The organism is Pradoshia sp. Z4_20, assembly GCF_058216035.1.
This window is the reverse complement of the sequence record NZ_JBZAJD010000003.1, coordinates 1-24,942: the sequence shown is the minus strand read 5'-3', so window position 1 is coordinate 24,942 and position 24,942 is coordinate 1. Positions and strand designations below refer to the sequence as shown.

At 35.7% G+C, this 24,942-nt stretch carries 30 protein-coding genes, 1 pseudogene and 1 other annotated feature; of the genes and pseudogenes, 25 read left to right on the top strand and 6 right to left on the bottom strand.

The features are described from left to right. Positions 1-29: 29 nt before the first annotated feature. Complete coding sequence (locus tag AC4BHP_RS10160) at positions 30-347, bottom strand: hypothetical protein (protein WP_139063794.1); 318 nt, start codon at positions 345-347, stop codon at positions 30-32. Between the two features lie 271 nt (positions 348-618). Here AC4BHP_RS10160 and AC4BHP_RS10155 point away from each other — a divergent pair, with 271 nt between their 5' ends. The 11 genes from AC4BHP_RS10155 to AC4BHP_RS10105 all read left to right on the top strand — a co-directional run bounded on the left by AC4BHP_RS10155 (position 619) and on the right by AC4BHP_RS10105 (position 9,196). Further along, on the top strand, positions 619-1,074 hold the full coding sequence (locus tag AC4BHP_RS10155) for a GNAT family N-acetyltransferase (protein WP_306821539.1): 456 nt from the start codon (positions 619-621) through the stop codon (positions 1,072-1,074). 100 nt (positions 1,075-1,174) lie between these two features. Next, on the top strand, positions 1,175-1,675 hold the full coding sequence (locus AC4BHP_RS10150; RefSeq protein WP_490552057.1) for a GNAT family N-acetyltransferase: 501 nt from the start codon (positions 1,175-1,177) through the stop codon (positions 1,673-1,675). Positions 1,676-1,960: 285 nt separating this feature from the next. Then, positions 1,961-3,148 carry an MFS transporter gene (locus tag AC4BHP_RS10145; protein ID WP_490552054.1) on the top strand — a complete coding sequence of 396 codons (1,188 nt, stop codon included), beginning with the start codon at positions 1,961-1,963 and terminating at the stop codon, positions 3,146-3,148. 408 nt (positions 3,149-3,556) lie between these two features. Beyond that, positions 3,557-4,435 (top strand): SMP-30/gluconolactonase/LRE family protein, encoded by an 879-nt coding sequence (locus AC4BHP_RS10140; protein WP_139891480.1) that lies wholly within the window; start codon positions 3,557-3,559, stop codon positions 4,433-4,435. A gap of 188 nt (positions 4,436-4,623) precedes the next feature. Continuing rightward, the gene (locus tag AC4BHP_RS10135) at positions 4,624-4,863 is read left to right on the top strand and encodes a helix-turn-helix transcriptional regulator (RefSeq protein ID WP_077247964.1); all 240 of its coding nucleotides are present in this window, start codon (positions 4,624-4,626) and stop codon (positions 4,861-4,863) included. Continuing rightward, on the top strand, positions 4,853-5,197 hold the full coding sequence (locus AC4BHP_RS10130) for a DUF2178 domain-containing protein (protein WP_066101743.1): 345 nt from the start codon (positions 4,853-4,855) through the stop codon (positions 5,195-5,197). The genes AC4BHP_RS10135 and AC4BHP_RS10130 overlap by 11 nt, the downstream gene beginning before the upstream one ends. 194 nt (positions 5,198-5,391) lie before the next feature. Beyond that, positions 5,392-5,742, top strand: coding sequence for an immunity protein CdiI family protein (locus AC4BHP_RS10125; RefSeq protein ID WP_066101738.1), 351 nt, complete (start codon positions 5,392-5,394; stop codon positions 5,740-5,742). A gap of 381 nt (positions 5,743-6,123) precedes the next feature. Continuing rightward, on the top strand, positions 6,124-6,747 hold the full coding sequence (locus AC4BHP_RS10120) for a hypothetical protein (RefSeq protein WP_066101735.1): 624 nt from the start codon (positions 6,124-6,126) through the stop codon (positions 6,745-6,747). Further along, positions 6,740-7,501 (top strand): ABC transporter permease, encoded by a 762-nt coding sequence (locus AC4BHP_RS10115; RefSeq protein WP_139891478.1) that lies wholly within the window; start codon positions 6,740-6,742, stop codon positions 7,499-7,501. Before AC4BHP_RS10120 ends, AC4BHP_RS10115 begins: the two co-directional genes overlap by 8 nt. A 25-nt stretch (positions 7,502-7,526) precedes the next feature. Further along, on the top strand, positions 7,527-8,195 hold the full coding sequence (locus tag AC4BHP_RS10110) for an ABC transporter ATP-binding protein (protein WP_187393492.1): 669 nt from the start codon (positions 7,527-7,529) through the stop codon (positions 8,193-8,195). Positions 8,196-8,209: 14 nt separating this feature from the next. Further along, the gene (locus AC4BHP_RS10105) at positions 8,210-9,196 is read left to right on the top strand and encodes an ABC transporter substrate-binding protein (RefSeq protein ID WP_139891476.1); all 987 of its coding nucleotides are present in this window, start codon (positions 8,210-8,212) and stop codon (positions 9,194-9,196) included. Positions 9,197-9,316: 120 nt separating this feature from the next. Here the strand turns inward: AC4BHP_RS10105 and AC4BHP_RS10100 are convergent, their stop codons facing one another. Then, positions 9,317-9,745, bottom strand: a complete 429-nt coding sequence (locus AC4BHP_RS10100) for an RrF2 family transcriptional regulator (RefSeq protein ID WP_066101725.1) — start codon at positions 9,743-9,745, stop codon at positions 9,317-9,319. A 136-nt stretch (positions 9,746-9,881) separates the two neighbouring features. On the opposite strand from AC4BHP_RS10100, the gene AC4BHP_RS10095 reads away from it, so the two are divergent. The 3 genes from AC4BHP_RS10095 (at position 9,882) to AC4BHP_RS10085 (ending at position 12,256) form a co-directional block, all read left to right on the top strand. Continuing rightward, a complete protein-coding gene (locus AC4BHP_RS10095) occupies positions 9,882-10,640 on the top strand; it encodes an SDR family NAD(P)-dependent oxidoreductase (RefSeq protein WP_490552049.1) in 759 nt (252 codons plus the stop codon). A 259-nt stretch (positions 10,641-10,899) separates the two neighbouring features. Then, on the top strand, positions 10,900-11,289 hold the full coding sequence (locus tag AC4BHP_RS10090) for a hypothetical protein (RefSeq protein ID WP_148630856.1): 390 nt from the start codon (positions 10,900-10,902) through the stop codon (positions 11,287-11,289). Positions 11,290-11,443: 154 nt separating this feature from the next. Next, on the top strand, positions 11,444-12,256 hold the full coding sequence (locus AC4BHP_RS10085) for an alpha/beta fold hydrolase (RefSeq protein WP_066101718.1): 813 nt from the start codon (positions 11,444-11,446) through the stop codon (positions 12,254-12,256). Positions 12,257-12,326: 70 nt separating this feature from the next. On the opposite strand, the gene AC4BHP_RS10080 is transcribed toward AC4BHP_RS10085, so the two are convergent. Further along, complete coding sequence (locus tag AC4BHP_RS10080) at positions 12,327-13,532, bottom strand: MFS transporter (RefSeq protein ID WP_490552047.1); 1,206 nt, start codon at positions 13,530-13,532, stop codon at positions 12,327-12,329. A 64-nt stretch (positions 13,533-13,596) separates the two neighbouring features. Continuing rightward, positions 13,597-13,867: a binding site (T-box leader), on the bottom strand. A 542-nt stretch (positions 13,868-14,409) separates the two neighbouring features. Between AC4BHP_RS10080 and AC4BHP_RS10075 the strand changes: the two genes are divergently transcribed. Continuing rightward, complete coding sequence (locus AC4BHP_RS10075) at positions 14,410-15,321, top strand: patatin-like phospholipase family protein (protein ID WP_490552046.1); 912 nt, start codon at positions 14,410-14,412, stop codon at positions 15,319-15,321. 156 nt (positions 15,322-15,477) lie between these two features. On the opposite strand, the gene AC4BHP_RS10070 is transcribed toward AC4BHP_RS10075, so the two are convergent. Next, the gene (locus tag AC4BHP_RS10070; protein WP_139891472.1) at positions 15,478-16,071 is read right to left on the bottom strand and encodes an SCO family protein; all 594 of its coding nucleotides are present in this window, start codon (positions 16,069-16,071) and stop codon (positions 15,478-15,480) included. A gap of 197 nt (positions 16,072-16,268) precedes the next feature. Here AC4BHP_RS10070 and AC4BHP_RS10065 point away from each other — a divergent pair, with 197 nt between their 5' ends. The 6 genes and pseudogenes from AC4BHP_RS10065 (at position 16,269) to AC4BHP_RS10040 (ending at position 20,065) form a co-directional block, all read left to right on the top strand. Further along, positions 16,269-17,525 carry a M48 family metallopeptidase gene (locus AC4BHP_RS10065; RefSeq protein ID WP_490552044.1) on the top strand — a complete coding sequence of 419 codons (1,257 nt, stop codon included), beginning with the start codon at positions 16,269-16,271 and terminating at the stop codon, positions 17,523-17,525. A gap of 129 nt (positions 17,526-17,654) precedes the next feature. Continuing rightward, a complete protein-coding gene (locus tag AC4BHP_RS10060; RefSeq protein WP_139891470.1) occupies positions 17,655-18,194 on the top strand; it encodes a DinB family protein in 540 nt (179 codons plus the stop codon). Between the two features lie 65 nt (positions 18,195-18,259). Continuing rightward, the gene (locus tag AC4BHP_RS10055) at positions 18,260-18,724 is read left to right on the top strand and encodes an NUDIX domain-containing protein (RefSeq protein WP_139891469.1); all 465 of its coding nucleotides are present in this window, start codon (positions 18,260-18,262) and stop codon (positions 18,722-18,724) included. Positions 18,725-18,770: 46 nt separating this feature from the next. Beyond that, a pseudogene (locus AC4BHP_RS10050) lies at positions 18,771-19,228 on the top strand (GNAT family N-acetyltransferase). A gap of 22 nt (positions 19,229-19,250) precedes the next feature. Further along, positions 19,251-19,526 carry a nucleotidyltransferase domain-containing protein gene (locus AC4BHP_RS10045; RefSeq protein WP_257468974.1) on the top strand — a complete coding sequence of 92 codons (276 nt, stop codon included), beginning with the start codon at positions 19,251-19,253 and terminating at the stop codon, positions 19,524-19,526. 5 nt (positions 19,527-19,531) lie between these two features. Then, positions 19,532-20,065: a DUF4111 domain-containing protein gene (locus tag AC4BHP_RS10040; RefSeq protein ID WP_257468973.1), complete on the top strand. Its 534-nt coding sequence runs from the start codon at positions 19,532-19,534 to the stop codon at positions 20,063-20,065. 112 nt (positions 20,066-20,177) lie between these two features. On the opposite strand, the gene AC4BHP_RS10035 is transcribed toward AC4BHP_RS10040, so the two are convergent. Next, positions 20,178-20,408: an IDEAL domain-containing protein gene (locus tag AC4BHP_RS10035; RefSeq protein ID WP_066101689.1), complete on the bottom strand. Its 231-nt coding sequence runs from the start codon at positions 20,406-20,408 to the stop codon at positions 20,178-20,180. 258 nt (positions 20,409-20,666) lie between these two features. Here AC4BHP_RS10035 and AC4BHP_RS10030 point away from each other — a divergent pair, with 258 nt between their 5' ends. After that, positions 20,667-21,260, top strand: coding sequence for a competence protein ComK (locus AC4BHP_RS10030; protein ID WP_490552039.1), 594 nt, complete (start codon positions 20,667-20,669; stop codon positions 21,258-21,260). Between the two features lie 16 nt (positions 21,261-21,276). Here AC4BHP_RS10030 and AC4BHP_RS10025 read toward each other — a convergent pair whose 3' ends face one another. Continuing rightward, positions 21,277-21,651 carry a YhjD family protein gene (locus AC4BHP_RS10025; protein ID WP_490552038.1) on the bottom strand — a complete coding sequence of 125 codons (375 nt, stop codon included), beginning with the start codon at positions 21,649-21,651 and terminating at the stop codon, positions 21,277-21,279. Between the two features lie 210 nt (positions 21,652-21,861). Between AC4BHP_RS10025 and AC4BHP_RS10020 the strand changes: the two genes are divergently transcribed. From AC4BHP_RS10020 to abc-f, 3 genes are all read left to right on the top strand, one after another. Continuing rightward, positions 21,862-22,473, top strand: coding sequence for a TVP38/TMEM64 family protein (locus AC4BHP_RS10020; RefSeq protein WP_066101678.1), 612 nt, complete (start codon positions 21,862-21,864; stop codon positions 22,471-22,473). A 99-nt stretch (positions 22,474-22,572) separates the two neighbouring features. Next, complete coding sequence (locus AC4BHP_RS10015) at positions 22,573-22,692, top strand: RAxF-45 family protein (protein ID WP_368072416.1); 120 nt, start codon at positions 22,573-22,575, stop codon at positions 22,690-22,692. 129 nt (positions 22,693-22,821) lie between these two features. Next, positions 22,822-24,714 (top strand): ribosomal protection-like ABC-F family protein, encoded by a 1,893-nt coding sequence (gene abc-f, locus AC4BHP_RS10010; protein ID WP_490552036.1) that lies wholly within the window; start codon positions 22,822-22,824, stop codon positions 24,712-24,714. Positions 24,715-24,942: the final 228 nt, after the last annotated feature.

The window sequence follows — 24,942 nt, the reverse complement described above, 5'->3', positions numbered from 1 at the left end:
AGGTAAAGAGATACAAATATACAATAGAATTATAAATAAATGAAAATCGTTACAATAAGTGAGGTTAAAAAGTATGCAAGAGAGCCAAAGAAAACATAGGAAGGATTAAACTTACTTTGAGTTCCTTCTGGTCGTAGGCCAGTACTGCCTTGAATTTGAACATCAAGACTGCGACTTGTGTAGCCGCCAGTTGAAGTAAAAAAATAAATAATTATTGTAGAAAAGAAGCCAACAAACACACTGTAATCAAAGAAAGAAGCATCAAGCGATGAGGTTAATGCAAAGTTAATAATTCCAATGATTAAAAAGGTACCTATAAAAATAATATATTTTCTGATTATATTCACCTCCATAATTTAATTATATATTATTTGGGAAATTATGTTACTTCATACTTTCTACAGTATGTAAACAAATAGTAATAATATGAAGTTTAAGGCTGAATGATTCAATTTTGTTGCTTGAGGTTAATATAGGTTCAAATAGATGGCTAGAGACACTAATTCAACACTTAGGAGTGTGTTGAGTTAGTGTCTTTTTGTTTGTTTGCAGGAAGGATTTTTATGTGATTTATATATCTAATGGTCCAGGTTAATACAAGAAGGATATTGCGTGTAATTGAAGAATTATTTAATCATCACACATTTGAAGGATAATGATATGAAAGAAATTAATACCGAAAAAATCCATCCATTAATACGGAATCTTCTTTCCTATGCGACATCAGAATTTAGGATTGACGAGGAATACAATAAATATTTAAAATCTCCAAATCGAAAATTATTTGGTTTAGAATGCAATGGGAAATATGTTGGGTGCATAGGATTTGAAATGATTAGTCCAAAAGAATGTGTCATTTCACATATTGCTGTATTTCCGGAACAAAGAGAAAAAGGGATTGGCAGCAAAATGATAAATTTCCTGTCCAATCAATTCTGTCTTATCTCTGCTGAAACGGATAAGGATGGGGTGGATTTTTATCGTAAATATGGCTTCATGATAACAAGTTTAGGAGAAAAATATCCGGGTGTGGAACGATTTCAATGTGAATTTAGAAATGAAAGTATTTGTTAAACTTGCTTGGTATGAATCTAAGAGAGATTGATAATTTTTTTGAAATGAACGAAAAGGAACCGCAATGTTCCCATAAGTTACAATTGAAGAGGAGTTTATGATGGAAACACTATCAGACCGTTTATTGCTGAGATCATATAATAATCATGATTTAGATTTTCTTGAATCACTTTTAACGAATCCTAATATTGTGCGATATATAGGAAACGGACAAATAAGAGATCAAGAAGGAATTCAAAAATTTTTGAATTGGATTATTGATACATATGCCATTAATCCTAATTATGGATTGAAGCTCATTTTAGAAAAAGAAAGCAACAACAGAATAGGTCATGCAGGATTGGTACCCCAATTGATAGATGGAAAAAAAGAGATTGAAATTGGTTACTGGATTTCACAGGAATATTGGGGTAGGGGATTTGCAACTGAAGCAGCCAGAGGGGTAATGGAATATGGGAAGAATAAGCTGAAGCTTGAAAAAATGATTGCCCTTATTCAAAAAGACAACACTGCCTCTCAAAAAGTTGCTCAAAAGATTGGTATGCGAATAGAAAAAGAACTACTATTAAATGGAAAAGATGTTTTTGTGTACTATTGCTAATTTTCTTTTTTGGTCTGAAGCCGATGCAGATTTTATTGTGGATGATTTATCTGAAATTCCTGTGATTATTAAAAAGATGAACAATGTGTATTGTTGATTCAACATGAATTTAGTGCATAGGTTAATAAATGAAGATATATTATTTTAACGATATGTAGTTAACTACTATCAGGTTCTGATTAAAGATAGAGAACAATGGTGAGACACGCTATATTGATACCAGACTAAATCAGGCGCTCACTGTGCTAAAACTTTATACATAAGCGAATAATGGAGGACTGCTTTTTGCGGAAGATAATTTTTATATTTATCATCTATGCCACTTATATTAGTTTAGGGTTACCCGATCCCCTTTTAGGGATAGCTTGGCCTGAGATGGTGGGAGAATTTAATGTAGCACATAGTGCGGCAGGCTTAATCTCAATGACTATTGCAATTTGTACGGTTATTTCTAGCTTGTCGACTATGCGAATTAATAAAAAAATCGGAACGGGAAGACTAGTTCTAGGTAGTGTATTGCTTACTGTGATTGGATTGATAGGGTTTGCGTTTACACAAAATTTCTTATTATTAATTGTCTGTGCATTACCTTTAGGTTTTGGAGCTGGCGCTATTGACACCTCTGTAAATGACTACGTGGCTGCTAACTTCAAAGCACATCATATGAATTGGTTACATGCTTTTTGGGGAGTAGGAGCAACTCTCGGCCCAGTTATTATGGGTGTCGTTTTAAATAATCAATTTTCCTGGAGAAACGGTTATTTTATTATTGGCGGTATTCAAATTGTATTAGCTATTATTCTCTTCCTATCTATTCCTCTCTGGAAGACAAATCAACAAAAGGGATCCGAAAAGTCTGAAGAGAGTCCCGTGTCCAATGGCTCGGTTTTGAAAGAAAAGGGAGTTGTTTTTGCGCTATTATCTTTTGTATTTTATGTTGGTTTAGAAGGTACAATATTTTTGTGGGGAAGTAGTTATTTAATAGAAATGAAGTCATTATCAGTAGCTACTGCTAGTTTCATAATATCAGTATTCTTTGCAAGTTTAACCATGGGAAGGTTTATTTCTGGTTTTATTACGTTTTGGCTATCTAATCAGAAATTGTTACTGTTTAGCGAAATTGCACTACTCATAGGAATTATTACGGTTGCTTTTGGAACAGGCAGCGTTTTGTACGGTGGATTCATATTAATTGGTCTTGGATGTGCGGCAATTTTTCCAACCATGATACATGAAACTCCAAGAAGGTTTGGGAAAAGGAGTGCAAGTGCAATTATTGGGCTTCAAGTAGCTTTTGGCTCTGTTGGGGTAACCATTTTACCTCCGTTAGTAGGAATCCTGTTTCAGAATTATACAATGAATCTATTTCCGGTCGTTTTAGTAATTTTTGCTCTTACGTTACTTGGGGCAACCATTATTATTGAAAAGAGGAAAGGAGCAACTGAGTTTGATACTTTATCTAAACAGTTGTAAAAAACTCTGGGGTGTATGAGTGCTTACTGATCTGAACATTAAGGAGAATCTTTACAACCTTGCGGGGTTATCATTTCTTTTGATTTACTTACAGAAAGTCCAAGCAACTTTTACCTTTTAAAGAATTATAAAGAAACAGGATTAATCATCATGACAAACACAGATATAGGTGTCCGCCAGCTGAAAGGAATTATTGGAGAAGTATTTCATTCATTCAATTTCAAGCTCTGAAGGAGATACCCAAAATAGGCGCAGATTTCATCTTTAAATGAATGAAATCCGTGCCTATTTTTATTGCCGGGCCAATTTCTAGTTAGTAAAATGAGCCAGTTTAGCGAAAGAAGGATTACTTCTTATCGTTATAGAATAAAGGACATAGAGAAAATAATACTAAACGAGGTGTTTGGCTTGGTAGGAGTTTTAGAATTGGTTCTAGATGTAAAAGCGACACTGGGAGAAGGTCCATGCTGGGATAGGCAAAGACAATTGTTATATTGGATTGATATTTTAGAAAAAAAGATATACATCTTTAATCCAAATACAAATGAAAACCACGGAATTCAGTTAGAACAATATATTGGGGCAATAGTACCTCGAAATATAGACGAAGCAGTAGTGGCATTAGAAAATGGTTTTTATTTTTTGAATTACTCCACGGAAAAAGTAACCCTGATAAATGAACCGGAGAGTCACTTGATTAATAATCGGTTTAATGATGGAAAATGTGATGCTTATGGACGCTTTTGGGCAGGTACAATGGACAAATCTTATATTAAAGAACAAGGTTCCCTTTATTGCTTAGATACAAATAGAAAAGTAGAGAAGAAGCTGAGTAAGATTGGCTTATCCAATGGCATGGCATGGTCACCTGATAATAAATTTATGTATCACATAGATACTCTATCTAAAAAGGTTAGTTGTTTTAATTTTAATCTTGTTACGGGTGATATTGAAAATCCCGTGGAAATTATCAGTTTCAAAGAAGAAGAAGGAATGCCTGATGGTATGACTATAGATGAAGAAGGAATGTTGTGGATTGCCCATTGGGGTGGTTCAAAAGTATCTAGGTGGAACCCTAAAACAGGTGAACAGATAGGCTCCATAGAGGTCCCAGCACTAAATGTTACATCTTGTACTTTCGGAGGGAAAGATTTAAATGAATTATATATAACTACAGCAAAATCGGGACTTAGTGAAGAACAACTTAAGAATTACCCATTATCAGGAGGACTTTTCAGGATCAAAATGGATGTAAAGGGAAGTCCATCTTATTCGTTTAAAGGGTAATAAACCTGATTGTTGAAAGAACATCTCTAGGCTGTTTTTTTATAAATATAAAAAGGGTGAGAATCGATGATAGGATTCTAACCCTTTTTAATTTGCATAATAATATTTATCCTTTGTATAAGTTTACTTTACTTTTATAAAAGTGTAGTTTATTATATATTTATGGTAAAAAAAGGAAGGTGTTGACCTTGAAAGAAAAAATGGAGGATTACGTTGAAAATAAAGTATATGAGCATCGAGTTTTAAAAAGATTGTCCCAAAAAGAGCTGGCTGACGCTGTGGGAGTATCCAAACAAACCATATATGTGATGGAGAAGAATAATTACTCTCCTTCCCTTGTTTTAGCTTTTCGAATTGCTGAGTTCTTTAACGTAGATATTAACCATATTTTTACTTATGTGAAAGGGTGCGATCAAAATGAAAAGTGAGGAAATATCAAATACAACTTTTTATCCATTAAAAACTTGGGCGGAAGCATCAACTGGTAATTGGAATATGCTTATTGGCATCGGTATTTTATTGCTTATAGTCGGAGTAATTCTGTTGTACGTATTTTATAGAAAAATAGGTAAGGCTGACGAAAGAACAAATCAAATACACTTAAAAAGTACCTTCATTATGTTAAGCGTAGTAATTTTATGTGACGTAATTTTCCCGAAAGAATATATGTGGCAAATTTTCTTCTTATTTAAATATTCTCTTGCATTCATTGCTTCAGGAATATTTCTAGCTGTTCAATATAAAAAGGATTTTTTAAACTAAGTAGGAAACAGAAGATCATTTAATTCATACAAATTTAAAAAACGGGATATTACAATACTATCCAGAGCTGTGAACAGCTCTATTTTTTATGCAGCAAAAAGGGGATGTTTTGTAATAATATGTATATAACAGATATAATCATAGTATTGTATATTTGCAAGCTTCATTTATAAAGTTGAAATGGGGATTAACTAATGATTTGGAAACAAAATAGAAATTGCAACCATACTTCATATAAATTTGAAGCTGATTTTATGAGTGACCCAATTTGGTGTAATGATTGTGGAGTAAATTTGGAGATAGATAATTTCCCTATATCAGATAAATTACAGGAAGAACTATTGGAATGGATATCGGAATATGGCAATTGGATTGAGTTAGAAACCGACCTATTAAAGGAAAATGGAGTAAAGCTAGAGGAATGGCACAATGAAAAAGGATTGCGGCTGTTCCAGGAAGTGAAGAAACAATTACGCGGAAAATATCCAATCGTATTTGTCCCATCTAGTTCAGCACAACAATATAACGAGTTAGAAAATGGTTGAAGCAGTTAAAAGTTGAAGACCAAGACTGCTACTGAGTAGTAATTATGGAGGCTAATGGGACAGATTCTCTATTAGCGAAATAATAAGTTTTTATGGATAAAAGTATTTAAACAAATGAAGTCTTTCTAGAAATAACAAAGGACATAATCTATTATCCTAATAGGTTATGTCCTTAATTTATATATCTATTTTAAATTTGGTGATGATAAATTAAAGCTAACTGTAAGGACAGTAGATATTTTAAGGTTTAACAGATTTTACTTTCTTTGGCAATGATATAAATGAATATGAACTTCATTGATAACCATTATCATTTATGATAATATTATTCAGAAATAATTTTGTTGATCTTTATCACTTCTAATTAGAAAGGAGAAGGAAGTGAAAAAATATATTTGGCTAAATCCTGTTGTTTTAAAAATGTATGAACAGGAAGAATTATATTCTACCTTAGAATGCTTAGATTTTCAGGTTGTTACTTGTGAGGAAAATCACTTGATGACTGTGAAAAATAAATACAAAGAGCGATACGAAGGATGTAATCAGCTCCTTTGTGATAATAGATGTCCTAAAGCAATTTCCTATGTAAAAACTCATTATGATCAAATTGGCCAGGAGTACGCTACTATCCAACCAATCTTAATTCATTGTGCTGAAGAACTGGCTAATAGATATAAAGATGATGATGCAGAACTATATATCATCACTCCTTGTACAGATTTAAAAGACCTAGGAACTAGCTTGGCATTGAAAAATACGATATTTCAAACATGGACTGAATTTTGCAGAGATCACCAAATCAAGCTTAATAGTAAACCAACTGAAAACAGTCCGATTCCACCAGGCTTTTTTGATAATATCCCTAATGTAGTCAGCCTTGCATCGAAGGATGATATTGATTGCTTTTTCCAGAGTACTCCTAAGCAAGAAAAACAATTAATAGAAATGTTATATTGCCAAGGTGGCTGCCATAATGGAGATGGAGTTAGGATAACAAATGAATAATCTTATAAAAAGATTTATACCGATTGCTTGTATTTTAATCGCATGGTATTTATGCAGCTATTTCGAAGTTTGGAGTGCCTATATTCTGCCTAGTCCAATGCAAGTATGGAATACCTTTGTATCAATGGTACAAAACGGAGAATTATTTATTCATATCTTTGCAAGTTTATATAGAGTACTAGTCGGCTTTTCGATTGCCTTTGTATTCGCCTTTTTTCTAGGCATCATTGCTGGTTTAAAGCCTGCCCTTTCTCCTTATTACAATCATATTGTGGAGTTCTTCAGAAATGTACCTCCACTTAGCCTGATTCCCTTGCTAATTTTATGGGTTGGTATCGGAGAAGAATCCAAAACAATCATAATCATTTTAGCTTCCTTTTTTCCAATGTTTTTAAATATAAAAAAGGGCTTTGGTTCTTGTGATTATAAGCTTTTGGAGGTCGGAAAAGTTTTAGGATTAAATCCAAGGCAACGTTTTCTGAAAATAATTCTTCCGTCTGCTGTCCCAGATATTCTTTTAGGAATGAAGGTTGGCCTGGGATATAGCTGGAGAGCTATTATTGGTGCTGAAATGATTGCCGCTGCAAGCGGTTTGGGGTACTTCATATTGGATGCGCAGACGATGTCTCGCTCTGATAAAGTGATTGTGGGAATTCTGGTGATCGGCCTCCTGGGAGTCATCTGCGATAAAATTTTCTCGTTCTTTAGCAAGAAATTCACTCGTATTGGAGGTATAGACAATAGCTGGGATTAAAATAAATCAACTTTATAAAAGTTTTATGGTAGATGGAAAAAAGCATGATGTTTTAAAAAATGTTAATGTCGAATTCCCTCAGAATAGCATCAGTGTCATTCTCGGAAAAAGCGGATGTGGGAAGACGACACTCCTGCGCATATTAGCCAATCTGGAGCAATGCGATGCAGGAGAAGTGTCCATTAATAGCAATGAAAAAATTAGCTTTGTATTTCAAGAACCCCGTTTGATGCCATGGTTACCCGTATCTAAGAACATTACATTCGGTTTAGAAAAACAAAAGATTAATGATGTGGAAATAGAAGAGTTAATGAATTTGATAGGATTAAAAAAGTTTGAAAAAGCCTATCCACACCAATTATCCGGAGGCATGCAACAAAGAGTCGCATTAGCAAGAGCATTAGCCTATGACCCATCCATTATCTTAATGGATGAACCATTTGCTGCACTCGATTATTTCACACGTGAGGCAATGCAGAAAGAATTAATAAGAATTAACCAACTAAAAAAGAAAAGTATAATCTTTGTTACCCATAGTATCGAAGAAGCCATAGCAATAGGACAAAATATCTTTGTAGTTAATGAAGGAAGGATTCATGCTCAATTTAACTTAGAGCAATATGAATATCCAAGAGATGTATTATCGCCTTCTCTAATAGAAATAAAGAAAAACATCATAGAAAAACTAGCGTGAGAGTGGGACATAAAATGAAAAAATGGTTATTATCTTTACTTGCTTTACTGAGCATATCAGTTATCGTTGCTTGTGGAAAAGATACCGATTCTGATAAGAACAGTACAAAAAATAACGAGGAGAACACGTATACTGTTGATAAGGTGCAGACAACTTATGTGCAATCTCCTTTAAATATTCCTTCTATTGTAGAAAAGGAAAAAGGATTGTTGGCCAATTCTTTTGCGGAAGAAGGGATTGAATTCGGCTATTCCAATTTAACAACCGGCCCTGAACAAACTCAGGCTTTGGCTTCAGGTGATATCCAATTCCTGAATGCAGTCGGTGCCACATCTGTCATTTTATCTGCATCGAATGGAGCGGATATCAAAATTATGAGCATGTATAGCCGTTCTCCTGAGGCTTTCATGTTATTTACAAACCTGAAAGATATTAAATCACCTGAAGATCTAGCAGGGAAAAAAGTTGCTGGTCCAAAGGGAACAATTTTACATGAACTGCTTATCAATTATTTAGCAACTGAAGGCTTAACAGAAAAGGATATTGAATTTGTTCAAATGGATATACCTTCTGCACAAGCAGCGTTAGTAGCAGAGGAAGTCGACTTTGCGTTACTAGCTGGCCCTACCGCATATAATATGATTCAAGATGGGTACCAGGTGGTTACAAATGGTGAAGGGCTGGTCGATGGAACAATTGTAGTTGCAACTAGTGAAGATTTCTACTCGAAGAATCCTGGCTTAGTAAAGAAATTTTTACAAGTACAAGAAGAGACACTGCAATATATCGATGAAAATTATGAGGAAGTCATGGAAATTACAGCAAAGGAAACCGAACTACCTCTAGATGGTGTAAAAGAAATGTATGAAATGTATGACTTCAATATGGAAATCAAACCATCAGATATCGAGAGTATGGAAAAAACAGTGAAATTCATGAAAGAGAATAATATGATCGAAAATGATGTAGATATTGAGTCCTTAATTTTAGATGTAGAATAATAGTAAAAAGCATGTTTCTGTATCAAGAAGCATGCTTTTTTTGATTAAAAGATATGGCAATACTAAACGGCCTCAATTTGATAGTGTAGAGGTGTTTTATTGTAAAATATAAAGATAAAATCAAAAAAGATTCTTTTTTAAAGAACTATTTGCAAGATCATTAATAGAATATTGGCTCAAGACATCTTTTATTTTATGTTGTGCTTCTAGTAGAATATCTAAAATATTTTTGTCCATTTCATCGATTTCTTTATCCATTTTAGTCGGATGTGCGTCTTTCACAATGGCAACATACACATCATAAAGAGTTGTCTTTTCGGGATTAACAACCAGCTTATAACCACCGTAGCGCCCTTCAAAACCTTCAACCATTTTTTCCTGCATTAATTTAGCTAATACCTTCCTAATAAAGCTCGATTCAACATTTAGTTTTTCAGTTAAAGTGCTGCTAGTTACAAGCTTTTTTTCGTTTGCAAGTATTGCTAAGGACTTAATGGCAACGATGAAGTTCGTTTTACCTAAGTAGCTTAATTGTAAGAGGTCTTCCATACATTCACGTCCAATCTGTTACTATTTTAGCAATGAATTGTTTGAAATTAAAGATAAAATGATTGACCTTAAATGGATGGATTGTTAAGTTTTAAGTGTGATAAAAAATCACATTTAATCGAATGGAGGGATTTTGATGGGACGTTTAGATAATAAAGTAGCAATTATCACGGGTGCTGCGTCAGGTATGGGGTTAGCTGCAGTTCAATTATTCATAAGTGAAGGCGCAAAGGTTGTAGCAACAGATATCGCATTTGATAAGTTAGAAGAAGTAACTGCTGTAATAGAAGGCGATATACTATGTGCTCGTTTAGATGTCACTTCTGATGAAGATTGGAAAACTGTAATGGAACAAACAAAAGAGGCATTTGGTAAAATTGATATTTTAATTAATAATGCCGGTGTATCGTTTCATAAAACACTTTTGGAAGAAACATTAGATGGATGGAATCGTACTATTAACTTAAATTTAACCTCCGTGTTCCTAGGAATGCAATCCGTTATTCCTTATATGCAGGAAAATAGCGGTGGATCAATCGTCAATTGTGTATCTTTAGCAGCGATTATTGGAAGCGTTGACAATGGTGCAGCTGCGTATGCTGCAGCAAAAGGTGGTGTCCGTGCCCTATCAAAACATGCAGCTATCAACTTTGCTAAAGATAATATCCGAGTAAATTCTATTTATCCAGGAGCCATTTTAACAGGTGCTGCCGAGCGTCATGGTGTGACATCCCGAGAAGTATTGGGGAAAGCATTTGAAGGTACAATACCATTACCACCATTCGCAGGTGAAGCGATTGATATTGCTAACGGTTATTTATATTTAGCCTCTGATGAATCCAAATTTGTTACTGGTGAAGAATTAATCATTGATGGTGGATGGAGTTCTAAATAGTTTTATTTACCTTACTGAATTTACGGGGTAAAAACGGTAAATAAAAAGAGATATTTTACATTACTGGTGCTTAGACTTTGAATATGTATAATGAACCAAATGTTGCGTTGATTCAAAAGGATTAACGCTTTTTTCTGTTGAACCTCTTATGTGGTGGAGAAACAGTTAGCTGAAGAAGGATTTCTTAAACCTAATAGAGAATTTACTTGTTTAGAGTGACTTTTTGGAAGAGTATGCTCGTGATAAAGGGGGAAATATGATGCGTTTCACTGTCACAGGTCATGAGTTGAATACGGTACATGATATGAAAAAAATAACTTTATTATTAACTCAAGCAACCTTAGATGAGCTACATAAAGAAGAAAATAAAAAAATCCAAATAACGACTTCTCATTGTTTAATCATTGCCGACAAAATCAATACAAAAGAACCTATTATGGGGGAGATGTCTTTATTGGAACAATCAATCCTTGAAGCAGAAGATGATATACACAGCATTATTAATGAAGGCAATACTACCAATTTATCTGGAATGATATTGCTTAGAAATGTAAAAATAATTCCATTTTCAGCACCTGATAACATCATTGAATTAGAATCCTATGCACTTTATACGGATCATATTATGGGCTTTAGTCTTACTGATTGATATGTATAGGTGAGAGTGATACTCCGAGCAGTCCGCTTCATATGATGTGACCAGCTCTTTTTTTCTAATTCTATAAACTGGGCAAGAAGGCCATGGAACGAATTATAGAGAATATTGAATGTAGGATTTACTGCTTAGAAATGAGGTTAATAGGATGCCATATTGCAAAGTCTGCCAGGCAGAAATATATTATGAAGACATAGGTGAAGGTAAACCCATTTTAATGTTACACGGGTATTCCCTCGATCATCGATTAATGAAAGGGTGTATGGAACCCATATTTACTGATAGAAATGGGTATCGCCGTATTTATTTTGACCTTCCTGGCATGGGTTTGACGAAAAACTATGATGACATTACAAATGCTGATGATATGCTGAATACCGTTCAAGATTTTATTCAAGCCATCCTGCCTGACCAAGAATATATCATTGCAGGTGAGTCCTATGGGGGATATATAGCAAGAGGAGTTATTCAAAATCAATATGATAGTTTATTAGGTGCTGCTTTTATCTGTCCGGTTATCTTCCCCTATTTAGAAAACAGAAGAGTGGAGAAACATCAAATATTTAAGACGGATGAAGAATTTTTAGCCACATTAACAACGGAAGATGTAGAGAATTTCAGCAAAAATAATGTCATACTTGATGAATACACATGGTTGAGGTATAAACGAGAGATTGTAAGCGGCAGTAAACTAGGTGATGAAAAATTTTTGATGGCGTACATAGACCAATATGGATTTTCCTTCGAGATTGACCAAACAAATTTTATTAAGCCAAGCGTTTTCCTGCTGAGCAGACAAGATTCGTCTGTTGGCTATCAGGACGCACTCGAATTAATTAAAAAGTATCCTAGAGCAACTTTCGCTATTTTGGATAAAGCAGGCCATAATTTACAAATTGAACAGCCCGAAATTTTTAACGTTCTAATAAATGAATGGTTGGATCGAATTGAAGGATTATGATAGATTATTAAATAATACAAAAAACAGGTACTTTCTCTTTTCTAGAAAGTACCTGTATTATTATTGTTTTTTATACTTGAATATAATAACTTCTTTTCGAATGATCAGATATAACAAAATTAATGACCAGCCCCAACAGGAAAAAAATAAAGGAACCCATGATATAAACAGGGCGAATATCAAATAGTTCGGCAGATAATCCAATTAAGGCTGTACATATGATGATTAAAACTGCCTCTAGCATCCCTAAGACACTGGAGAATCTGCCCATAATATCTACAGGCACATTGTTTTGGTAGAAGGTTAAAAAGCCTGTATTTGCAAATGATAAAGAAAATGTTAAAACGAAAAATCCTATTGAAGCCCATATAAAATCGTTTGAAAAGGCAAAGATTAGATAACCAATCGGAGTGAAAAACGCTCCAAGTCCCATTAGTACATTTATTTTCAATTGATTCGCAAAGATTGTATTTACTAGTGAACCCCCAATGATTCCTGCACCGGCAATACTAACAAGAAATCCATAGGTACTTTCGGATAAAAAGAGAACTTTGGTTGCAAATGCAGCCTCTAATGAATCTAAGGCAGACATACATACAGAAATTCCGCTAAACAGAATATATATTAATGTTATATGTTTATTTGTTTTATTGAATTGAAGGATGATTCTCCAATCATTCACCATTAATGAAGGTTTAATTTTTTCATATATACGATCTTCACTCCCAAATTCTACATTTGGAAGAAACAAAATAATGATTACTGAAAAGAACAAAGCGAAAGAATTTATTTGGATTGCTAAATTAGGAGAACCAATGATAAAAAGGAAGCCCGCTATGGAAGGCCCTAGTATAAAACCACAGGAATTAATAAAATTTCGCATGGCATTAAATCGTTGTCGATTTGTTTTTGGAATTAATTTTGTCATGTAGACCATTGAGGTTGGTTCAAAAATAGACCTGGCAATATTGATGATAAATACAATGAAGTAAATAAATGGAAGTGAATCTAAAAACGGTAAGATAAAAATAAAAATGGCTCTTATAATATCTAGATAAATCATGAGCTTTCTTTTATTGAACCGATCAATTAAAGTCCCAGACCAGAAATTTGTACATAAGGATGCAATAGGCAATAGGATATATAGGATAGAAACGGCTAAGGGTGATTCTGTCTTATCCAAAATAATTAAATTTAATGCAATCAAATAAATCCATGCACCAACATTCGATACTCCAATTCCAAGTAAGAGTAAAAGGGGGTATTTCCACTTCATTTAATCCACTCCCAGACATTGATTTTTAGGCCAATAAAAAAGTCTCACCTCCAAGGTTAACAACCTTGGGGACGAGACTTTTGGAATTTAGTAGTTCGCGGTGCCACCCCAGTTTATTCCTGTGTCGCCACAGAAATCTTTTCGAGTACGCAGGACAAGGCCGGGTTATACTCTATCTCTTTAACGGGAGAAACCGACGCATAATCAATATCAGATGAAATATCCTATACGAAGCTCCGAGACTTGGTTCGGCGGGCTATTACATCCTCCATTCTCAGCTACTGGAGTTCTCTGTTATGCTTAAGCGCGCTTACTCTTCTCTTCATCGCTTTTTCCTTATTATGGATTTATAACATTATATATTGTTTTGGATAATATGGAAATACTAAAATAAAAATAAAAATGGGAATGTACTTCCTGATTTATAATTTTGTATTTACTAAGATTGAAATAGTATTTTTTTCAGTCACCACTTTGGCAGTCATTACAGTTAGAAAAATATATATTATTTGCCTTATAATAAATGTAAAGGGTCATAGTATAACTTCCTTGTTGAGGATTAGTTGTTCAACTTATTTAGTGGTATCAATAGATATATCAACAACGTCCTTGTATTATGGTGTTATGTGACCGGATTGTAGTGGAAGAATAAGTTTATTACTATCCTACCATTTAAATAGAATGTAAGAGCTGTCCTCTTATTAGCCATACTTCCCTGGCTTTCGGGACAGCTCCTTTTTACTAGGAAAAATAGTATAGATTAACCAGCGTTATAGAAGTTTTGATACGTTACAATTGATTGTGGATGAAGAGAGGCTTATGGCTTAAACAACATCTATAAACATCTATAATGAGCATGAATAAAGGAGACTTTTTGATGATTCCTATCAATATAAAAAATACGAGCTTGATCTTAGAGGGCGGAACATTCCGCATGGTATATACAGCGGGTGTCTTAGACGGTTTTTTAGAGAAAGAGATGATGTTTCCTTACATATTGGGAATCTCTGCGGGTGCTATTAGTGCTTGTTCCTATATTTCTGAGCAAAAAAACAGGACGATTCGCTTTATATCTACTTACCGGAATGATAAGCGCTATGTCGGAGTGCGCAATTTTCTAACGGAGCGAAGTCTGTTTGGGCTGACGTTTGCCTATGATACGGTTCCTAATCAGTTGGATTTCTTTGATTGGGAGACATATCAAAACTATCAAGGTCAAGTTTTGTTTGGCGTGACAAATGCCTATACCGGACAGGTAGAATACATGGATGGTAAAACAATGGACAAAGGGGCTACAATTTTGCGGGCCACATGTGCTATTCCAGTCCTGTTTCCTGAAATTAAAATAAATAATGTTCCTTATTATGATGGAGGATTAGCTGATTCGGTACCAATCCAAAAGGCGATAGCAGATGGCTATGAAAAGCATGTCATCATCTTGACCAGGCCGCCGGGCTACAGGAAGAAGCTCGACAGTCAGACAAAATGGGCAGTGAAACTATTGCGTAAGAAATATCCGCAACTGGTTCAAGCCATGGAGAACCGTGCACATCATTATAATCAAACCATGGATTTGATAGAAAAGCTGGAGCAAGAAGGGAAAGCATTCGTTTATCGACCGCCGTTTGAACTTAAGAGTTTTGAAAAAAACACAGAGATTATGTGGAAATCACATAATAAAGGGTTAGAACAATTTCATGACCGAAATCAGGAATTACTAGATTTTCTTGGAGCTGATTATGCAGGCTGCAAAGCTGAAGCTTCTCTCATGGAAATTAGGTTTCTCTAATTGTGCGAGGGATAGTATTTCCGCATAAGAACAAGACTGTCAATGGACAGTCTTTTCTTATACTCTTAGAGTGGATGGAGAAGGTTGATTGGTTTGATAATTAAAAGAGCTGTCTTTTTTTGCCTACACCTTTATATACAAATCTTCTGGAATCAGCTACATCTTTTCAGCATTCTTAACAATTTTCTTGTAAACTTCTTCTCGGTCAAAATCCTTTTCTCCCATTCCAAATACTTCAATGACACGGTTTTTTTCATTAATAAGATAAGTGGCATTTGTGTGGATTAGGAATCCTGAACCGGGGTCTTTATATTGGAAACGGAATGCATCTGCGAGCTTTCTTGTATCCTCTGCATCTCCACGCAATACATACCATCCGTCTGCAGCAGTTGTTTTAAAGGTCTCACCGTACTCTTTCATAATCGGGAGTGTATCCCGAGCTGGATCAATTGTGACTGTCAGGAATTCGACTTTATCGCCAAACAGACCGTCTTTCACAAGCCGATCGCGTATATCGACCATTTGATAGGTTGTATTTGGACAGACATCAGGACAGTTTGTATACATAAATTCCAATAGGCGTATTTTTTGTGGAATTTCCTTGAATGAATAATCCGTACCGGTAGTGGATTCCATTGTAACTTCATTAGGAAACTCCATTTGTGACTGCCTATAACCAGTGAAGTAGTATATACCAGCACCGATACTTAAAATTAATAAGATAGTAAAACCTATATATAACTTTTTCATATCGTTTAACAGTTCCCCTCTGTTTGTTATTCCTCCCCTATTTTACCATTATATAGATAGTGGTTATGGTAAAGTTGTTGGAAACTTGTGAGAAATGAGTGTCTATTTTGTGTCGTATGGAGAAAGAATGAATTAAGGTTCTAACTTGTACAAATGCCGGTAAACTATATAGATGGAATGTTTGAGGAGGGGTATATTTGCGGAGAAAATGGATTTTAATCATATTAGGCCTATTTCTAATTTATGCATTGGCGATATATGTTTATCTTTTTCATGGTGCCAATACAGCTATTCCTGAATCGATGAGGGGAACCAATGCAGATCCCTCTACGTTTATGAATAATGAATTGTTAGAAAAGAGTGAAACGTATTCTAAAATACGAAACTTTTTCTTTTTTATCAGTACACCGCTTGAGTGGCTATTCTATGCGATTGTTCTGATATCTGGATTGTCCAAAGGGCTAGAGAAATGGGGGAAGCAATCCTGGAAAAGACATTCCGTTCAAATTAGCGCCTATGTCTTTTGGCTTTCACTCCTTTTATTTATTGTCTTCCTGCCGCTTTCATACATTCGATATAAAATATCGCTTGCCTATGGCATATCCTCTCAGGTTTTCTCCTCCTGGATGAAGGATAATTTTATTGAGTTTTGGGTGGATCTAGGAATGACATTAATTGTTGTTCTTGTCTTGTATTGGCTCATTCGGAAAAGTCCCGCTCGCTGGTGGCTGTATAGCTGGCTTTTATGCATTCCATTCACGATATTCGTCATGTTTATTCAGCCGGTTGTCATCGATCCGCTTTACAATGATTTTTACCCACTGAAAGATAAAGTATTGGAAGAACAAATCCTTGATTTGGCAGCAAAAGCCAATATTCCGGCTGAGCATGTGTATGAAGTAAATATGTCAGAGAAAACCAATTCTTTAAATGCTTATGTAACAGGGGTTGGCTCAAATTCCAGAATTGTACTCTGGGACACCACATTGAACAGCCTAGAGGATGATGAGATTTTATTTATCATGGCTCATGAAATGGCTCATTATGTGGAAAAACATATATACCTCGGTATTGCCGGGTATTTGGTTCTCATGTTGGTTGGTTTATGGCTGACAGATAAATGGATGAAAAGAGCCATACGGAACAGAGGGGAATTGTATCACTTAGAATCCATGAGTGATATTCGGTCATTGCCGCTCTTTTTACTGATTACGTCCATTCTGTTGTTCGCAGCAAGTCCCGTTACAAATTATGTATCCCGTGTGCAGGAAACAAGAGCAGACACCTATGCATTAAACATGACCGATAATCCTGAAGCAGCTATTTCCTCCTTTCAGAAACTTTCTGAAAAGGGGCTAAGCCAAGTGAATCCGCCTTTACTGATTAAAATATTCCGGAACAGTCATCCAACCATGCTTGAACGGATTGAAATGGCAGAGAAGTATAAAAAATAAAAAGTTATAATGAATAAAATGAAGAGCCCTTCGTTAGACGGAGTGGCTCTGTTTTTGCTATCGTGCAATAAAGGAATTTAAGCAATGAAGGTGGAATAAATAGAGGAAATACATAAAAGGAGAGGGAATATGCGAAAACAATTAAAACAAAATGAATATACCCCTTATTATCAACCATATGTAGAATTAGTTCCGGAAGGTGATTTGATTCAACTTTTATCCGAACAAATAAAACAGACGATTGCCGCTTTGGAAAAAATAACTGATACTCAGGCGGAATTCCGTTATGCCGAAGGGAAATGGAGTATCAAGGAAGTTATCGGACATATGATTGATACAGAGAGAATCATGGCATACAGGCTTCTTGCAATCGCGCGAGGAGAACGCAGAAACTTGCCAGGTTTTAATGAAGAAGAATATGTTCAGCAAGCATCCTTTACAAAACAAACAGTAGAAGAGCTTCTGCAAAATTTGTCTATCGTCCGTCAGTCAACGATTGTATTATTGAAAAGTCTTTGCAGTGAAGAGTGGCTGCGCCGGGGTTCAGCTAATGATTATGATATTACGGTTCGTGCTCTGGCTGTTATCATTGCCGGGCATGAAGTGCACCATCGTAATATCATCAGTGAACGTTATATGAACGCTGACTCAATTCTAAATCAATCATAACCATATGAGCTGAATTTTCAGCTCTTTTTGTCATTAAAAATATATAAATAAAAGGATGAACGATAATGCCAATTCGAAACTCTGCTAAAGCCATTATTATTCAGGATGATCAATTACTCGCGATAAAAAAGGAAGACCATGAAGGTGTTTATTATATATTGCCTGGTGGCGGGCAGGAGCATGGAGAAACCTTTCATCAAGCGTTAATAAGAGAATGTATAGAAGAAATAGGACAGGAGGTTGAAATTGGTGATTTAATCCTGATTCGTGAATATATCGGACAAAATCATGAACATGCTGCTTTTGATATGGAAACCCATCAAATTGAATATATGTTTTTATGTACGATTAAAGGAAGGAATACAGTGATTCAAAATGGACTAAATCCTGATGAGGGACAAATCGGAGTAGAATGGCTGCCGTTAAGTGATTTATTAGCATACAGACTCTATCCTTGTGCAATGAGAAAACAGGTAATCAACTATCACAAAGGTGATAAGGTTCCCGTCTATTTAGGAGACATAAATTAAAGATTTGTATATTCTTTTGGGGGCGTCAAAGGTGAGGGATGATTGAATGAAGATTAAATTGGATGATTTAAGAGGAACTGAAGTGGCTGCTTTAATTAATAGCCATCTTTACAGTATGGCCGAGCATTCTTCACCTGAGAGTATACATGCTTTAAATTTGGAAGAGTTGAAAAAAACAAATATCACGGTTTGGAGTGTCTGGGAGAATGAGGAGTTAGTTGGCTGTGGGGCCCTGAAAGAACTTGATATGACTCATGGAGAGATTAAATCGATGAAAACTTCACTGAATCATTTAAGAAAAGGGGTAGCTAGAAAGCTGCTAGAGGACATTATCAATATAGCGAAGGAACGTAACTATAAGAAACTAAGTCTGGAAACTGGATCAATGGCTGCCTTTAAACCAGCCCAAAGGCTTTAGAGAGTGTTGGATTTCAATATTGTAAGCCGTTTGCAGATTACAAAGAGAACCCGAACAGTGTGTTTATGACAATAGAATTATACTAACTATAGTAATAGAGGGATAGGTATGTTGAAAATACCAAAAATCGTAGAAACTATTTTGAATGAATACGAAGGATTATTCAATGAATATCTGCCAAATGAGTTGGAGGGCTTGTATTTACATGGCTCCATTGCACTGGATGCCTTTGAAAAAGGTAAAAGTGATATCGATTTTATTTCTGTCACAAGTCGGCATTTCACAGAAGATGAAGCTGGTATTCTCTCAAAGATTCATAGAATGATCGCTCAAAAATATAAGACTCCAGAGATGGACGGTGTCTATATTACTTGGGAGACTTAGGGAAAGTGAACAATGATCATCAAAATCATTTTTATTATAATAGCGGAAATTTAAGCTTTGGCCCCTATTTTAATTTCAATCCTGTGACATGGACACTTTTTGCTAAAAAAGGAATTACTGTTCTTGGGCCTGCTTCCTCGGATTTTGAACTGGAATTCCGCTCGAAACAATTACAATCCTATGTATTCGCGAATATGAATACATACTGGGGCGATCGAGTTCAGTGGTTGGAATCCTCATTCGATGAATTGCTGAACATGCCTGCTCACGATATACGGGAGGAAATAGAATGGACAGTTCTTGGGCTGCTTTGTCAATACTATACGTTAGCGGAAGACGATATCATTTCCAAGACAGGGGCAGGGAGATATGGTTTAAGCCATATGCCAAAAGAGTATCATCAGATTATTAATGAAGCTGTTCTTGCTCGCACAACTGATAAGGAGACTTTATATAGTTCAAACAAGGAACGTTTGGATTCGACCCTAACATTTTCAAAGTATTTGATTAAATACTGTCAACGTTTTCATTTTATTTAGGGAAATACCGTGATTAAAGAGTGAAAACAAGAAAATCACAGGGCGGGATTAAATGATCCTCGCTCTGTGATTTTGTTTATACACCGTATTTATTCGTTACAAGTTGTTTGAATTAATTCCCAAAGTTTTTCTCCAATTCAATTAGCTCGGCGGAAAGTTTCATAAATGCTTCTTTGTCCTTATTGTCCAAGGCATGATCGATTTCTTCTTTCAGTTTCCTATGTGCATGGGTTAGTTGAGCTTCGTAAATCATCATATCCATCAGTAGATCTTCCATGGTCCCCTGGTCAACAGTCACATCAACAGCTTTTACGATATCTGTATTTGCTTTTTCGTGATTCATGGATATCCCCCCGTTGCTTTTTTTTATTATAAGTCAGATGAAAAGAAAAATCAACTAAATATTTAAATTATTCAGAAAATTTACTTTGGTAGTTTGAAATAGTTATTTATCATATACCCAGAATATAAAATGAATTAACCGTAACAATCATGGGGGTTCTGGGTTAAAATTGAAATTTTGGTGAATAAACCAATTATTTTGAAATATTATGTTATATTGAAATTGTAGTAATATTGTAGGATCTATAAGGAGGAAGCCATGGAAAAGAACGTGATTAGCAGGAGAGAGGATTACGAAATAAGTCCATTTACATTTGCTGTTGTTCCAGTAGAATATGGATCGAAAACGTATTCTAAAGTAATTGAATTTGATGAAGAAATTTTAGTACCTTTTAGACCATCTGAAGTAGTAAAATCAAGCTGTGATTATTTTGGAGCTGATTATCCTGGTAGATGTCAGTCGACGAAAAAGCTCCTCGGTATCTCGCATAAAGTGCCGATATCGTTAGAACCGGCTAATCGCCTATTCTTTTTTCCTACTACATCTCCTGCAAAAGAATCGTGTATTTGGCTTTCTTATGAGCACATTGTATCCAGAGTTAAGATTGATGCGACTAAAACACAAATCAATTTTCATAATAAACAATCTATCGTTGTTCCGGTTTCCTATAGTATTATTGAAAACCAGATGCTCAGAACGGCGATGTTGAAGTCGAAGCTGCTTCAAACCTTAGCAGAGACGGAGCGTAAGACACATTATTTATATAATGCCATGCAAGTTAATGATAGGAATTCAGATTTCCAAACAAAGTATGGTTTAATGCATTCATCAAATAGTTATAAGGAAAGTTGATGTATACTTATTGCTGTTAATTTTTCAGTTGGTCAGTCCACTGCTTCAAAAAATAATACTCCAGTAATTCCTGTACTTTATTTCGAATACGGGGATTGAAATAATTATGATATTCCTCATAGCCTTTATACAGAAATAAAAAGGAGGTAAATGATTCGTCTCTTTTTGTTTCTTCCACTTTGAGTTGATGTGTCCTCATATAGTGGCTTGCATGTTTCAATTCCGCTTGGACCTGTTTCATGGTTTCATCAATTAATAATATGTATGGTTGTTTTAATTTAAGGGGCGATGCTTTTACCACTTGAAGGTCTCGGGCAAGTACGGTGAGGACCATGGGTAGATAGATCGCTTTTTCCATTATATTGCGCTCTTCTGTAGGGATGCGGGTCATGTAATCGCGTCCTTTCAATGTCTGTAAAAAACGAACATACGTTCCTATATAGAATAATCGCTTTTCACATTTTTGACAAGTTTATTTTCTAACTAATTCTCTCCTTACAGCAATCTGATATAATAGGGGTAAGGATTGTTTCAATCTAATGTATATGGGGATATTTATATAGTATGGACTGAATTTGTTATTTGTTTGTGAGGAGAGACTATGGATCTTAATTGGTTAACAGAATGGCTAACATTGGAGCATTTAGCCGAATTAATAAGTGATTATAGAAACTTAGGTCCCATTCCGGGATTGTTGCTCCCGTTTGTTGAAGCGTTCCTTCCTTTTTTGCCTTTGTTTGTTTTTGTGACGGCTAATGCCAATGCTTTTGGCTTATGGATTGGATTTCTTCTCTCCTGGACAGGTGCTGTCGCTGGTGCGATGGTTGTGTTTTATTTGTCCAGAAAATATGGAAAGAAAAAAGCCCTTTCATTTTTACATAGACATTCGGCTGTGCAAAAAGCGATGCTCTGGATCAATCATCATGGATTTGGCCCGTTGTTTATCTTGCTTTGTTTCCCATTCACTCCTTCCGCGATCGTAAATATAGTTTGCGGATTATCTGACATTAGTCCAAAACAATATATGCTTGCTGTCTTTGCAGGGAAATTGGTCATGATCTTTACTATTAGTTATATTGGCCATGACATTATGTCTTTAATTCGCGAACCAGTAAAAAGTATTATTGTTGGTATCGTCATTTTCCTTTTATGGCTAGTAGGCAAACAAGTAGAAATCCGTTTGAATCGGGTGGAACAGAAGGACCATTCGTAGAATGGAAGGATATCTGTGAAGAGTGAAAAAAGCAGTTGTTAATAATTGACTGAAAGTTTATAATTATAACTAAATTATTCCATTAAAGGAGGTGTAGAGATGAATCGTTCTGTGAAGGTATGTTTGCAATGGCTTGAAAACTTGTCATTGATCCGTGCCATTTTTCATGTGCAATTTCGCCAAGGGGGTAGTCTGCCCTTTTCAGGAAATTTCATATGAAAAAGAACGATAATAAGTCTCTATACCCTTGATAAAATAGGAATTCAAAAGCCATGGGGAAGTCTTATATCGACTTTCCTATGGCTTTTTTTCATGTACAGGGTATGAGCATGAGAGGGGTTCATACACATGATTGTATGCAGTGTACAGCAAATTGAAAAAAACTATGGCGGAACAAAGCTACTTGAAAATATTACGTTTGAGATCAAGGAAGGAGAACGAGTTGGATTCGTCGGGCGGAATGGCTGTGGGAAATCAATAATTCTAAAAATGATAGCAGGCGTCGAAACAATTGATGAGGGGGCTATTCACATTAAAAAGGGTGCAGCAATAGGTTTGCTGTCACAGATCCCTGACTTTACTGACGGTATCACGGTATATGAATGCTTGCAATCTGCTTTTAGCCATATGGTTGAGCTGAAGGAGAGACTGGATAAACTGGAACATAGTATGGCAACTGATATTAATGAAAGCTCATTGGCTCGTAGTATAGAACAGTATGGAGAAGTTCAGGAGCAGTTTGAACGGCTTGGTGGCTATGAGATGGACAGCACGATTATGAAGATAGCCAATGGGCTGATGCTCGATTTGATGCTCGATAAACGTTTTGTTTCCTTAAGCGGAGGTGAGAAAACAAAAGTTTGTTTAGGAGTGCTGCTTCTGCAAAAGCCAGATCTCCTATTGTTGGATGAACCAACCAATCATCTGGATATTGGTGCAGTTGAATGGCTTGAAGGATTCCTCGAAGACTATGATGGGACAGTTCTGATTGTCTCGCATGATCGATTTTTCCTGGATCGAACGGTTAAGAGGATTTTAGATTTGGACGATGGAGAGATATTCGTATACGAAGGAAACTACTCTGAATTCGTGCAAGCAAAAGAAAAGCGGCTTCTGGAAGAATTTAATCAATATAAGGAACAGCAGAAGAAAATCAAAAAAATGAAGGAAGCGATAAAACGATTGCGGGAATGGGCCAATCAGGCGAATCCGCCGAGTGAAGGATTGCATAAACGTGCCCGCAATATGGAACGTGCCTTAGAGAGAATGGAGAAAATTAAGCGGCCTATTTTAGAAAGACGTAAAATGGACCTAGACTTCGACCTATCTGAGCGAAGCGGTAAAGATGTCCTGCAGCTCCATGGAATTACGAAGCGATTTGGTACGCAAACACTGTTTGAGAATATGGACCTGCTTGTTCAATACGGTGAACGAATTGCGATTGTTGGTGCTAACGGTACCGGGAAATCAACCATTCTTAAACTGGTTCTGAATGAGTTTACACCTGACGTTGGAGAGGTCAAACTGGGCAGCAATGTGAAGATTGGATACTTGTCTCAACAGCTATTTCAAGAAGGAAAAGACATGACCGTTCTGGAGGCCTTCCGCCAGGAGGTCCATGTTACAGAAGGGGAAGCCCGTCATATTCTGGCCCGGTTCCTTTTCTATGGTTTTCAAGTCTTTCAAAAGGTAGAAAAATTAAGCGGGGGTGAGCGTATGAGATTACGACTCGCTCAGCTAATGTACCAGGATATTAATTTAGTGATACTGGATGAACCAACGAATCATTTGGATATTGATTCGAGAGAAGTGCTGGAAGAAGCATTAAGTGAATTTCCGGGGACCATTATTGTGGTCAGCCATGATCGATACTTGCTGAATAAGCTGTTTCAAAAAACATATTGGCTACAAAATCGGACATTACAGGTTTATTTAGGAAATTACTCTTGGGCGAGAGAGCATATGCTTGCAGATATGTTACAAGTAAAGCAAGCAAGTCAATTGGTGACTCAGAGTCAGAGTAATGTGAAGCTTGTACACCATGTAATTTCGAATGAGACTTACGAATCACTGGAGAAAAAAATTGATAAAGTGGAACATCGCTTATCAGAAATCATTCGTGATATGGAGAAGGAGACAGCGGTAGAAGCACTTCAACTACTATATGTAAAAAAGAAAGAAGCAGAAGATTTACGTGAAGATCTTTATGAAGAATTGGATAGGTTGGATTGTGGAGAGTAGATGATCTAAAATAAATCAAATATGGGCTGAAGAGACGGCAAACTAATGATTGCCGTCTTTTTCTTGCTTTTGAAAAAGAAATTGTGCAGGGAAAAAGTGGAATTTGTCGAATGAGATTGTTGTAGGCGAAGTGATTGATATTTTTATTTTTGGCTCTTTTCGTATAGATTGTTGCTTTTAGGTACAAAAAGGAATTATTTTCTTTTTATGGTATATTATAATATAAAT